This is a genomic window from Photobacterium lutimaris, assembly GCF_003025555.1.
Taxonomy (GTDB): domain Bacteria; phylum Pseudomonadota; class Gammaproteobacteria; order Enterobacterales; family Vibrionaceae; genus Photobacterium; species Photobacterium lutimaris.
On sequence record NZ_PYMH01000011.1, the window covers coordinates 110,522 to 124,173 of the forward strand.

General features: G+C 48.8%; 13 protein-coding genes. 11 read left to right on the forward strand and 2 right to left on the reverse strand.

Going from position 1 to position 13,652, the window contains the following annotated elements; translation table 11 throughout:
- Positions 1 to 25 precede the first annotated feature (25 nt).
- The 10 genes from bolA to dinB all read left to right on the forward strand — a co-directional run bounded on the left by bolA (position 26) and on the right by dinB (position 9,614).
- Entirely contained in the window at positions 26 to 340 is a 315-nt protein-coding gene (bolA, locus tag C9I99_RS19905; protein ID WP_107350580.1) for a transcriptional regulator BolA, read from the forward strand.
- 816 nt (positions 341 to 1,156) lie between these two features.
- Positions 1,157 to 2,497 carry a Na(+)-translocating NADH-quinone reductase subunit A gene (locus tag C9I99_RS19910; protein ID WP_107350581.1) on the forward strand — a complete coding sequence of 447 codons (1,341 nt, stop codon included), beginning with the start codon at positions 1,157 to 1,159 and terminating at the stop codon, positions 2,495 to 2,497.
- Positions 2,498 to 2,500: 3 nt separating this feature from the next.
- Complete coding sequence (locus tag C9I99_RS19915; RefSeq protein WP_107350582.1) at positions 2,501 to 3,745, forward strand: NADH:ubiquinone reductase (Na(+)-transporting) subunit B; 1,245 nt, start codon at positions 2,501 to 2,503, stop codon at positions 3,743 to 3,745.
- Positions 3,735 to 4,529: a Na(+)-translocating NADH-quinone reductase subunit C gene (locus C9I99_RS19920; protein ID WP_107350583.1), complete on the forward strand. Its 795-nt coding sequence runs from the start codon at positions 3,735 to 3,737 to the stop codon at positions 4,527 to 4,529. The genes C9I99_RS19915 and C9I99_RS19920 overlap by 11 nt, the downstream gene beginning before the upstream one ends.
- Positions 4,522 to 5,154, forward strand: coding sequence for an NADH:ubiquinone reductase (Na(+)-transporting) subunit D (locus C9I99_RS19925; protein ID WP_107350584.1), 633 nt, complete (start codon positions 4,522 to 4,524; stop codon positions 5,152 to 5,154). The genes C9I99_RS19920 and C9I99_RS19925 overlap by 8 nt, the downstream gene beginning before the upstream one ends.
- Positions 5,155 to 5,161: 7 nt before the next feature.
- Positions 5,162 to 5,758 carry an NADH:ubiquinone reductase (Na(+)-transporting) subunit E gene (gene nqrE, locus C9I99_RS19930; RefSeq protein WP_039460611.1) on the forward strand — a complete coding sequence of 199 codons (597 nt, stop codon included), beginning with the start codon at positions 5,162 to 5,164 and terminating at the stop codon, positions 5,756 to 5,758.
- Positions 5,759 to 5,782: 24 nt separating this feature from the next.
- Entirely contained in the window at positions 5,783 to 7,006 is a 1,224-nt protein-coding gene (gene nqrF, locus C9I99_RS19935) for an NADH:ubiquinone reductase (Na(+)-transporting) subunit F (protein WP_107350585.1), read from the forward strand.
- A 130-nt stretch (positions 7,007 to 7,136) separates the two neighbouring features.
- Positions 7,137 to 8,159, forward strand: a complete 1,023-nt coding sequence (locus tag C9I99_RS19940; RefSeq protein ID WP_107350586.1) for an FAD:protein FMN transferase — start codon at positions 7,137 to 7,139, stop codon at positions 8,157 to 8,159.
- Positions 8,160 to 8,169: 10 nt separating this feature from the next.
- On the forward strand, positions 8,170 to 8,391 hold the full coding sequence (gene nqrM / locus C9I99_RS19945; RefSeq protein ID WP_107350587.1) for a (Na+)-NQR maturation NqrM: 222 nt from the start codon (positions 8,170 to 8,172) through the stop codon (positions 8,389 to 8,391).
- Positions 8,392 to 8,528: 137 nt separating this feature from the next.
- Positions 8,529 to 9,614: a DNA polymerase IV gene (gene dinB / locus C9I99_RS19950; protein ID WP_107350588.1), complete on the forward strand. Its 1,086-nt coding sequence runs from the start codon at positions 8,529 to 8,531 to the stop codon at positions 9,612 to 9,614.
- Between the two features lie 230 nt (positions 9,615 to 9,844).
- Here the strand turns inward: dinB and C9I99_RS19955 are convergent, their stop codons facing one another.
- Both C9I99_RS19955 and C9I99_RS19960 read right to left on the reverse strand, forming a co-directional pair.
- Positions 9,845 to 11,305: an aminoacyl-histidine dipeptidase gene (locus tag C9I99_RS19955; RefSeq protein ID WP_107350589.1), complete on the reverse strand. Its 1,461-nt coding sequence runs from the start codon at positions 11,303 to 11,305 to the stop codon at positions 9,845 to 9,847.
- 132 nt (positions 11,306 to 11,437) lie between these two features.
- Entirely contained in the window at positions 11,438 to 13,081 is a 1,644-nt protein-coding gene (locus C9I99_RS19960; RefSeq protein WP_107350590.1) for a methyl-accepting chemotaxis protein, read from the reverse strand.
- Positions 13,082 to 13,460: 379 nt separating this feature from the next.
- Here C9I99_RS19960 and vcdP point away from each other — a divergent pair, with 379 nt between their 5' ends.
- The gene (gene vcdP / locus C9I99_RS27765) at positions 13,461 to 13,550 is read left to right on the forward strand and encodes a small protein VcdP (RefSeq protein ID WP_483407023.1); all 90 of its coding nucleotides are present in this window, start codon (positions 13,461 to 13,463) and stop codon (positions 13,548 to 13,550) included.
- The last annotated feature ends 102 nt before the right edge of the window (positions 13,551 to 13,652 follow it).

Below are 13,652 nucleotides of genomic sequence, written 5' to 3' on the forward strand. Positions count from 1 at the left end.
ATATTCCCCTAGGAGAAGGTACACAATGATCCAAGAACGTATAAAAGAGAAACTACAGAACGCGTTCTCGCCCCTTCATCTTGAGGTGATCAATGAGAGTTACATGCACAATGTACCGGAAGGCTCAGAGAGCCATTTCAAGGTTATTGTCGTCAGCGAGCAGTTCGAAGGGATGCGTCTTATCGGCCGTCATCGCGCGGTGAACACCGCTTTGGCTGATGAGTTAGCCAACCATATTCATGCTCTAGCGATCCACACTTACACCGAAAATGAATGGCAGAGCCAGCAGGATGGGGCACCAGCATCACCATCATGCCGTGGTGGTAGTAAGCTAGGCTGACTGCCAGCTGAACTAGCGAGGAAACCGCAATGATTGCGGTTTTTTTTTAGACTGAAGTTTGAGACTTGGCGCATCATTTCTTCAATCAATTTCGTACTATTGCCGAGATACCGCCTATTATACCCAAGCAGCGTGGTGTTACTTGGTATATTGGCTTAGTTTCGTCCTAGCGATGACCGATTGGGCCTGTCACTTTGCTTATGGTGTCTATAATTGGGTCTGTCAGTTTGCGAAGCAATAGGTTGCCTCTATAAATAAAACGAAAAACAAATGGCAAAGCAACATGGTGCAAGCTAAACCGGTCTGTGAACCCGGCCTTGACGAAATTTAGGGTGCTTACCCGATTTTGTGGTGGCAATTGTTATACCACGACGTGGTTTTTGGCATCCGCAATGTTAACAGTGATTAACATTGCGACATATTTGAAACATATAATAATGGGGCATTTTGCCCCATTGTTGTGACTGTATTGTAATTGTTGGTTTTTTATTAAGTTACTTATGATGATGCGATAAAAATGATAAATCCTTAGGATTGTCACTTTTGTGTGTTAGTTCAAAATAATTACCCAACAATGATATTGCGTTTAAAGAGTTAGTCGTTTTTCAGTCCGATTAGCGCTGTTTGTCATGGTAAAATCCAACGAAATAGTGCTAAAATTCCGGCCTCAAAATTACTCGCCACTCAAAGTGTGATGAGTAAGTGAATAGGATGTTGCGTTGCTGGTTGCGGATCAAGCCAGCTTCGGACGAAGGAAAGTCGTGTCTAAATTGCGCAATAGAAAATTTTTTTCCCGTTAATGTAGTGCAAGTGCGTATGATTACAATAAAGAAGGGTCTGGATATCCCAATTTCAGGGACTCCTACCCAGGCGATAAATGATGGCAAGGCCATCACACGTGTCGCCTTGCTTGGCGAAGAATATGTTGGTATGCGTCCTACAATGCATATCCGCGTAGGGGATGTAGTGAAAAAAGGTCAGGTTCTTTTTGAAGACAAGAAGAATCCAGGCGTTAAGTTCACTGCTCCAGCCAGCGGCAAGGTTGCAGAAATCAATCGTGGTGCAAAGCGTGTTCTACAATCCGTAGTGATTGATGTAGAAGGCGACGAGCAGGTTACATTCAACAGCTATGAAGCTGGTCAGATTGCTCAACTTGAGCGTTCTGTACTGGTCGATCAGCTGGTTGAGTCTGGTATGTGGACAGCGCTTCGTACGCGTCCGTTCAGCAAGGTCCCTGCGATCGATGCTGAAACTCAGGCTATCTTTGTAACGGCTATTGACACCAATCCTCTAGCAGCTAACCCAGAAGTTGTTATCAACGAGCAAAACGATGCCTTTACTGCAGGTTTGACAGTATTGTCTCGCCTAACAAGCGGTAAAGTATTGGTTTGTAAGTCTGGTGCAAGTCTACCTCGCTGCAGTGAAGCCAATGTGGAAGAGCATGTATTCAACGGTCCGCACCCTGCGGGTCTAGTGGGTACTCACATCCACACGTTGTTCGGTGCAAGTATCGCGAACGTGGCATGGCACATCAACTATCAGGACGTTATTGCATTCGGTCAATTGTTCCTGACTGGTGAGCTATTCACTGATCGCGTGGTATCTCTGGCTGGTCCTGTTGTTAACAACCCTCGTCTAGTTCGTACTCAAATTGGTGCGTCTATCGAGCAGATCACAGACTCTGAAATGATGCCAGGCGAAGTGCGCATTCTTTCTGGTTCTGTGCTGAACGGTGTTAATGCTTCGGGCCCTCATGCTTACCTAGGTCGTTACCACCTACAGATTTCAGCCCTTCGCGAAGGCCGTGAAAAAGAATTCTTGGGCTGGATTGCACCAGGTAAAAACAAATTCTCAGTAACTCGCTCTTTCCTAAGCCAGTTCTTCCCGGGTCAGCTATTCAATATGACTACGACGACGAACGGTTCTGAGCGTGCGATGGTGCCAATCGGTAACTACGAAAAAGTAATGCCGCTTGATATCGAGCCGACTCTGCTTCTTCGTGACCTATGTGCAGGTGACGTTGACAGTGCTCAGCAGCTAGGTGCACTTGAGCTGGATGAAGAAGATCTAGCACTATGTACGTTCGTATGCCCAGGTAAGTATGAATTTGGTCCTATGCTACGTCAGTGCCTGGACACAATTGAGAAGGAAGGGTAATTCATGAGTCTCAAGAATTTACTCGAGCAGGTTGAACACCATTTCGAGCCAGGTGGTAAGCACGAGAAGTGGTTTGCGCTTTACGAAGCGTTTGCAACTTTGATGTACACGCCAGGCCAGGTAACGCGCACAAGCGCACACGTTCGCGACAGCGTTGATCTAAAACGCATCATGATCATGGTGTGGTTTGCGGTCTTCCCAGCTATGTTCTGGGGTATGTACAACACTGGCCACCAGGCTATCACTGCGCTTAACCACATGTATGTGGGTGAGCAGCTAGCAACGCTTGTTGCCGGTGACTGGCACTACTGGCTGACAGAAATGCTAGGCGGCACCATGTCAGCAGACGCTGGCTGGGGTAGCAAAATGCTACTGGGTGCGACCTACTTCCTACCAATTTATGCCGTGGTATTCGCTGTAGGTGGTTTCTGGGAAGTTCTTTTCTGTATGGTGCGTAAGCACGAAGTTAACGAAGGTTTCTTTGTAACTTCTATTCTTTTCGCACTGATCGTACCGCCAACACTACCACTATGGCAGGCAGCACTGGGTATTACCTTCGGTGTTGTCGTTGCTAAAGAAATCTTTGGTGGTACTGGTCGTAACTTCCTTAACCCTGCATTGGCAGGTCGTGCGTTCCTATTCTTCGCATACCCAGCTCAGATCTCTGGTGATCTAGTGTGGACTGCGGCAGATGGCTTCTCTGGTGCAACAGCACTAAGCCAGTGGGCAAACGGCGGTCAGGCTGCAGTTCTTAACACGGTAACTGGCGATGCTGTAAGCTGGATGGACGCGTTCATCGGCCGTATCCCAGGTTCTATCGGTGAAGTGTCAACCCTAGCTATCATCCTTGGTGGCGCAATGATCGTGTTCATGGGTATTGCTTCATGGCGCATCATCGCGGGTACGTTGATCGGTATGATCGCGACAGCGACGCTATTCAACATTATTGGTTCTGATACTAACGCAATGTTCAGCATGCCATGGCACTGGCACCTAGTTCTAGGTGGTTTTGCATTCGGTATGATGTTCATGGCAACCGACCCAGTGTCTGCTGCATTTACCAACAAAGGTAAGTGGTGGTATGGCGCACTAATCGGTGCAATGGCTGTTATGGTTCGTGTGGTTAACCCTGCGTACCCAGAAGGTATGATGCTAGCAATTCTATTTGCTAACCTATTCGCACCTCTATTTGACAACCTTGTAGTTCAGGGCAATATCAAGCGGAGACTAGCTCGTCATGTCAAGTAATAACGATAGCATTAAAAAGACGCTAATTGTTGTTATCGCACTGAGCCTAGTGTGCTCAATCGTGGTATCAGCAGCGGCGGTTGCTCTGCGTCCACTGCAGCAGAAGAATGCGGTGCTTGATGTTCAGCGCAATATCCTTTCAGTAGCGGGCCTTCTTCAAGACGGTACCAATGTTACTGAAGCGTATGACCAGTTCATCGAACCTAAGCTTGTTGACCTAGAAACCGGTGAATTCGTCAAGCAAACTGAAGACGGTGCGACTGCATCTGATTACAGCCAGCGTAACGCTGCGAAAGATCCTGCTCAGTCTATTCGCCTATCGGGTGACCAAGATCTAGCGAAGATCATTCGTCGTGCAAACGTGGCGACTGTTTACCTAGTGAAAGATGCGAACGATAACATCGAGAAGCTGATCCTGCCGGTACACGGTGGTGGTCTGTGGTCAATGATGTACGCATTTATCGCAGTAGAAACTGACGGTAACACGCTTGCGGGTATCACTTACTACGAGCAGGGTGAAACGCCTGGACTTGGTGGTGAGATCGAGAACCCGAGCTGGCGTGCACAGTTCGTTGGTAAAGAATTGTTCGATAGCAACAGCAAGCCAGCTATCCGTGTCGTTAAAGGTGGTGCACCTGAAGGCGATATCCACGGTGTAGATGGTCTGTCTGGCGCAACCCTAACAGCAAATGGTGTTCAGCACACCTTCGACTTCTGGTTGGGTGATATGGGCTTTGGTCCATTCCTAGCTAAAGTTCGTGAAGGAGGCCTAAACAATGGCTGATACTAAAGAAATGAAGAAGATTCTGTTTGCGCCGTTTCTCGACAACAACCCGATCGCGCTTCAGATTCTTGGTGTTTGTTCTGCGCTGGCAGTAACAACCAAACTAGAGACAGCATTCGTAATGACCCTTGCGGTAACGTTCGTTTGTGCGTTCTCTAACTTGTTCGTATCTCTGATCCGTAACCACATTCCTAACAGTGTACGTATCATCGTGCAGATGGCGATCATCGCCTCGTTGGTAATCGTTGTTGACCAGGTACTGAAAGCATTTGTTTACGATATCTCTAAGCAGCTTTCTGTATTCGTTGGTCTGATCATCACGAACTGTATCGTTATGGGTCGTGCTGAAGCATACGCCATGAAGTCTGAGCCATTGCCATCTCTCGTCGATGGTATTGGTAACGGCCTAGGTTACGGCTTCGTACTTATCACTGTTGCTTTCTTCCGTGAGCTATTTGGTTCAGGCAAGCTATTCGGTGTGGAAATCCTGCCGCTAGTGTCTGACGGTGGTTGGTACCAGCCAAACGGTATGATGATCCTAGCACCATCAGCGTTCTTCCTGATTGGTTTCATGATCTGGGCTATCCGTATCATCCGTCCAGAACAAATCGAAGCGAAGGAGTAAGGGGAACATGGAACATTATCTAAGCCTTCTAGTTCGTTCGATCTTTATCGAGAACTTGGCACTGTCGTTCTTCCTAGGTATGTGTACATTCCTAGCGGTATCGAAAAAAGTGAAGACTTCTTTCGGTCTGGGTGTAGCGGTTATCGTTGTACTAACGATCGCTGTTCCAGTGAACAACTTGATCTACAACCTACTGCTAAAAGACGGCGCCATTGTTTCAGGTGTTGACCTTAGCTTCCTGAACTTTATTACGTTCATCGGTGTTATCGCGGCATTGGTACAGATCCTGGAAATGGTTCTGGACCGCTTCTTCCCGCCGCTATACAACGCGCTAGGTATTTTCCTGCCATTGATCACAGTAAACTGTGCGATCTTCGGTGGTGTATCTTTCATGGTGCAGCGTGATTACAACTTTGCTGAATCTGTAGTATACGGTCTAGGTTCTGGTATCGGTTGGATGCTAGCAATCGTTGCTCTTGCGGGTATTCGTGAGAAGATGAAATACTCAGACGTACCTCCTGGTCTTCGTGGCCTAGGTATCACATTCATCACCGTTGGCCTTATGGCGTTGGGCTTCATGTCCTTCTCCGGCGTTCAGCTGTAATCAGGATAATAAGGAATAAAATCAATGGATATTATTCTTGGCGTAGTCATGTTCACCTTGATTATCCTGGCTCTAGTTTTAGTGATCCTATTCGCTAAATCTAAGCTGGTACCATCAGGTGACATTACTATCTCAGTAAATGGCGATCCGGAAAAAGCGATTACAACCGCTGCCGGTAACAAACTGCTTAATGCGCTTTCAGCGAGCGGTATCTTTGTTTCTTCTGCTTGTGGTGGCGGTGGCTCTTGTGGCCAGTGTCGCGTGAAAGTGAAGTCTGGAGGTGGCGATATCCTACCGACAGAGCTTGACCACATCACCAAAGGTGAAGCACGTGAAGGCGAACGTCTGGCTTGTCAGGTTAATGTTAAATCTGACATGGACATCGAACTTCCAGAAGAAATCTTTGGCGTTAAGAAGTGGGAATGTGAAGTTCTTTCGAATGATAACGAAGCCACGTTCATTAAAGAACTTGTGCTTAAAATCCCTGAAGGTGAGGAAGTTCCTTTCCGTGCAGGTGGTTACATTCAGATTGAAGCTGAACCGCACCACATCAAGTACTCTGACTTCGATGTTCCTGAGGAATACCGCGAAGACTGGGACAAGTTCAACCTGTTCCGTTACGAGTCTATTGTAAAAGAGCATTCAATCCGTGCTTACTCTATGGCGTCATACCCAGAAGAGAAAGGCTTGATCAAGCTGAACGTACGTATTGCAACGCCGCCGCCAAACAACCCTGATGTACCACCTGGCGTTATGTCATCGTACATCTGGTCGCTTAAGGCTGGTGACACGTGTACTATCTCTGGTCCATTCGGTGAGTTCTTCGCGAAAGAAACTGACAACGAAATGGTATTCATCGGTGGTGGTGCAGGTATGGCACCTATGCGTTCGCACATCTTCGACCAGCTTCTACGCCTGAAATCTAAGCGTAAGATGACTTACTGGTACGGTGCGCGTTCTAAGCGTGAAATGTTCTACATTGAAGATTTCGATACGCTAGCAGCGGACAACGACAACTTCGAGTGGCATGTTGCCCTGTCTGATCCACTACCAGAAGATAACTGGGATGGTTACACAGGCTTCATCCACAACGTGATCTACGAGAACTACTTGAAAGATCACGAAGCACCTGAAGATTGTGAGTACTACATGTGTGGTCCACCAATGATGAACGCAGCTGTTATCGGCATGCTGAAAGATCTTGGTGTTGAAGACGAAAACATCCTACTGGATGACTTCGGTGGCTAATTAGCTACACACTGAAAAACTGGCTGATCCCCTTTGGGGTCAGCCTTTTTTCGTAATAAGCGCATAATAACAGTATGTAAGATAAGGTCTTTGCATATTATTAACTGTCTTTCATTTGGGGAGTAGTTGGATGAAGACATTGCTACACCGCGCATTGATGATGCTCGCGTTGGTATTTACCCTATCAGCTTGTAGTGATCAGCGTGAGTTGATTCACCTTAACGGTTCGACCATGGGAACCTACTATTCAATTAAGTTGATTAAGCAGGAAGGCTTACCGCCTGCCACGGATATCCAGGCAGAAATTGACCGTCGACTCGAGTTGGTTAACGATCAGATGTCGACTTACCGTAAGCATTCCGAGCTCAGCCAATTTAACCAATTCCGTGCCAATGAGCCGTTTGAAGTATCAGCCGACACTGCTAAGGTAGTGACGGAGGCTATCCGTCTTGCCAAGCTGACTGACGGTGCATTGGATGTGACTGTCGGTCCGATTGTGAACCTGTGGAGTTTCGGCCCTGAAGCACGCCCGGAGAAAACACCGACTGAGCAAGAGCTGTCAGAGCGCCGACAGATTGTCGGTATCCACCACCTGAGCGTGGAAGGTAATACCCTGACTAAGGATATTCCTGAACTGTACGTAGACTTGTCCTCGATTGCCAAGGGATTTGGGGTTGACGTGGTGGCCGATTACTTTGATGATCTAGGCGTAGCAGATTACCTGGTTGAGATTGGTGGTGAACTGAGCCTGAAAGGCAATAACCTCGAAGGCGTGCCGTGGCGCATCGCAATTGAGAAGCCAACCGAAGACGGTAGCCGAGCGATTCAGGAAGTGATTGAGCCGGGTGATATGGCGGTTGCTACATCGGGTGATTACCGTAACTACTTCGAAGAAGATGGCGTACGTTACTCTCACTTGATCGATCCCAACAGCGGTATGCCGATTTCTAACCATGTGGTATCGGTAACAGTGCTGCACCCATCAAGTATGACGTCAGATGCACTAGCGACGGCATTCTCTGTAATGGGCGAGGAAAAGGCACTGGCATTGGCCAACCAAGAGCAGATCCCATTGTTGTTGGTAGTGAAAACAGAGCAAGGCTTCAAGGAATATATTTCTGATGCCTTTGCCCCTTATATGAACCAAAAGTAGAGATTGAACAATGGTTATCTATGTAACGACCTTTGCTGTGTTTTTGCTGGTTATCGCGGCGATGGCTGTCGGTTATATCTTCCAGCGTAAAAGCGTCAGTGGCAGCTGTGGCGGCCTGGACGGGATCGGTATCGCTAAAGAGTGTGACTGTCCTGAGCCGTGTGATGCTCGCCTCAAGCGTGAAGCGCGCGAAGCCCGTGCAGCAGAGTGGAAGAAAAATCAGATCATCTGATCAGACAAGCCCAGAGTGGCTCGTTTACTCTGATTTTCAAGCCCGGCACTGCCGGGCTTTTTGTTATGCTTCACACCGTTTGATCTAGCCTCTATAATGTTACTGTATAAAAAAACAGTAACCAGGTGTAAGATCGCATGTCTCCGTTGTTATCCCCCAAGCCAGCCAAGGTGCAGAAGAAGATTATCCATGTCGACATGGACTGCTTCTACGCGGCGGTAGAGATGCGTGACAATCCTGAGCTGCGTGATATCCCGATTGCCATCGGTGGGCGTTCCGAGCAGCGAGGGGTGATCAGCACCTGTAATTACCTGGCGCGCAAGTACGGTGTACGCTCGGCTATGCCGACCGGAAAGGCGATGCAACTCTGTCCGCACCTAACGCTGGTATCAGGGCGGATGGCCGTTTACAAAGAGGTCTCTGGTCAGATCCGCGAAATCTTCCAGCGCTATACCGATAAAATAGAACCGTTATCCCTCGATGAAGCCTATCTCGATGTGACGGACTGCGATCTGTGCCATGGCTCTGCCACCTTGATTGCCGAAGATATCCGCCGCACCATTCGCGAGGAGCTGAACCTAACAGCCTCAGCCGGGGTTGCCCCGGTTAAGTTCATCGCCAAGATAGCCTCAGATCTCAACAAGCCCGATGGCCAGTATGTCGTGACCCCTGATGAAATCCCCGACTTTGTCGCCGATCTGAAGCTTGAGAAGATCCCCGGTGTTGGCAAGGTTACTACCCAGAAACTTCATGACAGAGGCCTGTATGTCGGCAAAGATGTCCAACAATATGATAGGCATATGCTGTTGCAGCAGTTTGGTAAGTTCGGCCAGTCGTTGTGGTCCCGTGCCCACGGGATTGATGAGCGGGAAGTGGTGGTGGAGCGTGAACGCAAATCGGTCGGGGTAGAACGGACTTTCACCCAAAATATCAGCAGCTATGAGCAATGCTGGGAAGTAATAGAGCGCTTGTTTCCTGAATTGGAAAAGCGCCTCAAGCGGGTACGTCCTGAGCTCAACATTGCCAAGCAGGGCGTGAAAGTGAAGTTTGCTGACTTTCAGCAGACCACGGTTGAGCATACCCAGCCTAAGTTGGAAAAGGCCCAGTTTGAGGGGCTGCTCAAGGAAGCCTTGACCCGCCAGCAGAACAGGGAGATCCGCTTGATTGGGATCAGTGTTGGCTTGGAGGTCGGTACCCGGGCACAGCAGTTGTCGTTGTTTTGATGGAGCGGCCATGGGCGGAAGGCAATAGGCTATTGGAAGAGCAAGAACTTGGAAGCAATAATTTGACATGGAAAGACTTTTGATAAGGCTAAATAGCCAATAGCCAATAGCCAATAGCCAATAGCCAATAGCCAATAGCCAATAGCCAATAGCCAATAGCCAATAGCCAGATACAAAAAAGCGAACTCACAGGAGTTCGCTTTTCTTATCGGTTACTCAGAGAGTAACGGCTACGCCTTGACCGGAATGTTCTTCAGGATCGCTACCATTTGCTCCCAGAATAGGGCAACGGTGTCGATCTGGACTTTCTCATCTGGTGAGTGCGGGAACTTGATCGTTGGACCGAAAGAAATCATATCCATGTTCGGGTATGGCTTCTTGAACAGGCCACACTCAAGACCGGCGTGGATCACCATGATGTTCGGTACGCGGCCGTAGATGCTCTCATACGTTTCACGGAACAGGTGCATAACTTCAGAGTCAGCATCCGGTTTCCAGCCAGGGTAGGTGCCAGAGAACTCACAGCTTGCGCCAGCAAGAGAAGCCACCGCTTTTAGCATGCCTTCGACATTGCTGCGACCAGAGTCGATCAGCGAGCGGATCAGGCACAGGACCGTGATTTTGTCAGCTTCCGTGGTGATCACACCGACGTTCAGTGATGTCTCAACCACGCCTTGGATATCATCACTCATGCGGATCACACCGTTCGGACAGGCGTTTAGCATGTTGACGAAACGCTGCTGGTCGGCGGTTGCAAGCACATCAGCTGGAAGCTCGGTTGTTTCGGTAAATAGGTTGATGTCGGTTTCAACACGGCCAAGTTCAGCAACTAGTAGTTCTTGGTAGTCAACGAACAGCTCGTTTAGTTTATCCACGTTTTCCGCTGGCAGGGCCACAACCGCGCTTGCTTCACGTGGGATGGCGTTACGCAGACTTCCTCCCGTAAGAGATGTCAGGCGCAAACCTAGCTCTTCGGCGTGACCAAACAGGAAACGGCCAAGGATCTTGTTGGCATTGCCGCGGCCGGTATGGATATCACAGCCAGAGTGACCGCCCTTAAGCCCTTTAACCACCAGTTTGGCAGCCTGATAATCAGCGGGAGTGGTTTCGCGCTGGATATCAATAACCAGTGAGCTATCAACCCCGCCGGCACAGCCCATGTAGACTTCGCCTTCTTGCTCTGAATCGGTGTTTAGCAAGATGTCGCCTTCCAGCCAGCCTTCTTCTAGACCGAAGGCTCCGGTCATACCGGCTTCTTCATCAATGGTCAGGAGAACTTCTAGCGGACCGTGCTCGATCTCTTTTGAAGCCAGTACCGCAAGACAAGCTGCCATTCCCATACCGTTATCGGCACCCAAGGTCGTGCCCTTGGCTGTCACCCATTCACCATCGATGTATGGCTGGATAGGATCGGCTGTGAAGTCGTGGTCAGTCTCTTCATTCTTCTGCGGCACCATATCGATGTGGGCCTGAAGAACAACCCCTTTACGATCTTCCATGCCCGGTGTCGCTGGCTTTTTGATGAAGACATTACCCACGGCATCACGGCGTACTTCCAGGCCTTCGGCTTGGGCGAATTGGATGATGTGCTGGGCTAGGGCTTCTTCATGCTTGGAAGGGTGTGGGATTGAGCAGATTTGATCGAAGAATTGCCACACAGGCTGGGGTGACAGTTGGCTGATTTCTGACACAGCAGTCTCCTTTATAAACTGTTGTTAATGGGCGATCGGTTAGCGGAATATCAACAATATTGCAATATTATACAGAACAATTACCTATCGCGGTTAACGTCAAGGATACCACTGCGTCCGAAACGGTAACAGCTAAATCTTAAAGTGGCCGATATGGCTTTCCAAGCTTTGCCCATTGGCCAGTAACTGGCTACTGGCGGCGGCAATATGGTCACCCTGTTCAACGGTTTGATGGCTGTGATTGGTTAGTTGATGCAGGCTCTGGTTGATCTCATCTGCTGCTTGTGATTGTTGGTCACTGGCTTCGGCAATATGCTGGTTGAGCGTTAATATCGTGGTGATCTGCTTGCCGATGGCGGTCAGGGTTTGGGCGACCTCATCGGCATGCTCAGCGGTGCTTGAGGACTGTTTCCGGGTTTTGACCAAAGCGTCACTGACACTGTTGGCTCTGTTTTGGAGGTTGGCAATGATGGTTTCAATTTCATTGGTGCTCGATTGGGTCCTCGTGGCAAGGGTGCGGACTTCTGCGGCGACAACCGCAAAACCACGTCCTTGCTCCCCGGCCCGAGCCGCTTCAATCGCGGCATTGAGGGCCAATAGGTTAGTCTGTTCGGCAATACCCCGGATCACATCCAATACCGAACCGATAGTTTGCGAGTCCTGTTCTAATACGTGTGCACTGTGGCTGGCCTCGTCAAGCAAGGTCAGTAGCGCATGCATTTCTTTGGCGGAATTGGAGACAATGGCAATGCTTTTGCTGCTGTGTTGCTGGGCTTGATCAGCAGCATCGGCCGCTTGTTGCGCAGACTGGGCGATATCTTGATTATTGGCATGGAGCTGGTTCATCGCGGCGGCAACGCTGTCAATGCCATGATAAGCCTGGTTGGCACTGCTTGCCGTTTGGGTGGCGACGCTGTTGAGTTGGCTGGCAGTGGCGCTGATCTGATCGCTGACCGGGGCGATGTCGCGTAGCATGCCGGACAAATGATTTGAGAACGTGTTAAACGAACGTGCCAACTGGCTGAGCTCATCATCGCCCTGGCACGGTAACCGTTGAGTTAAATCGCCATCACCTTTAGCAATATCATGCATGGCCTGAGCCGTTTCACGGCAAGGGTGGGTGATCGAGCGGGTGATCTGCCAAGCAAGCAGCGCGCTCAGTGCCAGTGCACTGAGTATGAAGAGGCTGATCTTTTTGATTTCGCGATAGAACAACGCACTGACATCATCGACATATATCCCCGATCCAACAATCCATCCCCAGGCTGGAAAGCCTTTCACGAACGATATCTTCTCCAGCGGGGTACTGAAGCCGGGTTTTTCCCAAAAGTAGTCGACAAAGCCTTGGCCTTGCTGGCGGACGGTATTGGCCATCTCGACAAATAAGGCTGTGCCGTTGGGGTCTTTAAAATTGTTTAGCGATTGGCCGTTGAGCGAGGGCTTGAAGGGGTGCATCACCATTGCCGGTGTCATATCGTTGATCCAGAAATAATCTTGGTGCTCATAACGCAAAGCGGCCAGAGCTTCAATCGCCTGTTGCTTGGCTTGTGCTCGAGAAAGGGTGCCTTGTTGTTCAAGAGAATGGTAATAGCCGAGCAAGCTGTGGGCACTCTCAACGAGGTGGCGGGTCTTGAGCCTTTTTTGCTCCATGATATTGGTCTGGTAATCGGCAATGAATAACACCAGTGGCAATAGGGTCAATGTTGTCACGATAAAGCTCAATAGGTAGAGCCGTTTGCCAATAGATATTTTCCGTAGATATGAGAATTCCGCCATTTTGTCCCTCACCCGCCACCATTAATATGTGTTCGTTTGAATAAGGTATGTTGTATCTATGTTGGTGTTCAATAGGGGAGTGTTACACTTTAGTCGCGAAAGGGTGAAAGTGTGAACTTACGCCATGTAATTTAATTACAGAAATTGTTGTTCTACCACTCAATAACAGGAAAAGTGTGACGAGGTTAAAGAAAATGCTTGAAAGTTTATTACGCCGGAGTTATAGTTGCTGTATCTTCTGAACGAAGACGAACGACACAAAATTTTGCTCTAGGATGAGCCCGAGATATCGCCTCCATGGAACCGAGTTGAAGTCAGGTCAAGATGGCCAAACACACACTCTGTGTGTACTCATTGCTTAATAGTTAAGGTGATAAAAATGAAAGTATTTGAATCTGCAAATAAATTTTGGAATAACCGCTCTGTATACACCGGTAACTTCAAATACCCAAGCTCGTTCGGTTACTAATTCTACGGTTTGTCCGGTTTCACATGATCGGGCAGATCTACGTGGTCAACTTTTTGTTCACCCCCTTTGTTTAAGAATCTCTTAAAACCGCTTTTCGGTTTC

Bases quoted from the DNA above. Each gene is read 5' to 3' on its own strand.
- C9I99_RS19915 (WP_107350582.1), top strand. From the start codon at position 2,501: ATGAGTCTCAAGAATTTACTCGAGCAGGTTGAACACCATTTCGAGCCA.
- dinB (WP_107350588.1), top strand. From the start codon at position 8,529: ATGTCTCCGTTGTTATCCCCCAAGCCAGCCAAGGTGCAGAAGAAGATT.
- C9I99_RS19960 (WP_107350590.1), bottom strand. From the start codon at position 13,081: ATGGCGGAATTCTCATATCTACGGAAAATATCTATTGGCAAACGGCTC.
- C9I99_RS19910 (WP_107350581.1), top strand. From the start codon at position 1,157: ATGATTACAATAAAGAAGGGTCTGGATATCCCAATTTCAGGGACTCCT.
- bolA (WP_107350580.1), top strand. From the start codon at position 26: ATGATCCAAGAACGTATAAAAGAGAAACTACAGAACGCGTTCTCGCCC.
- nqrF (WP_107350585.1), top strand. From the start codon at position 5,783: ATGGATATTATTCTTGGCGTAGTCATGTTCACCTTGATTATCCTGGCT.
- vcdP (WP_483407023.1), top strand. From the start codon at position 13,461: ATGAAAGTATTTGAATCTGCAAATAAATTTTGGAATAACCGCTCTGTA.
- C9I99_RS19920 (WP_107350583.1), top strand. From the start codon at position 3,735: ATGTCAAGTAATAACGATAGCATTAAAAAGACGCTAATTGTTGTTATC.
- C9I99_RS19925 (WP_107350584.1), top strand. From the start codon at position 4,522: ATGGCTGATACTAAAGAAATGAAGAAGATTCTGTTTGCGCCGTTTCTC.
- nqrM (WP_107350587.1), top strand. From the start codon at position 8,170: ATGGTTATCTATGTAACGACCTTTGCTGTGTTTTTGCTGGTTATCGCG.
- C9I99_RS19940 (WP_107350586.1), top strand. From the start codon at position 7,137: ATGAAGACATTGCTACACCGCGCATTGATGATGCTCGCGTTGGTATTT.
- nqrE (WP_039460611.1), top strand. From the start codon at position 5,162: ATGGAACATTATCTAAGCCTTCTAGTTCGTTCGATCTTTATCGAGAAC.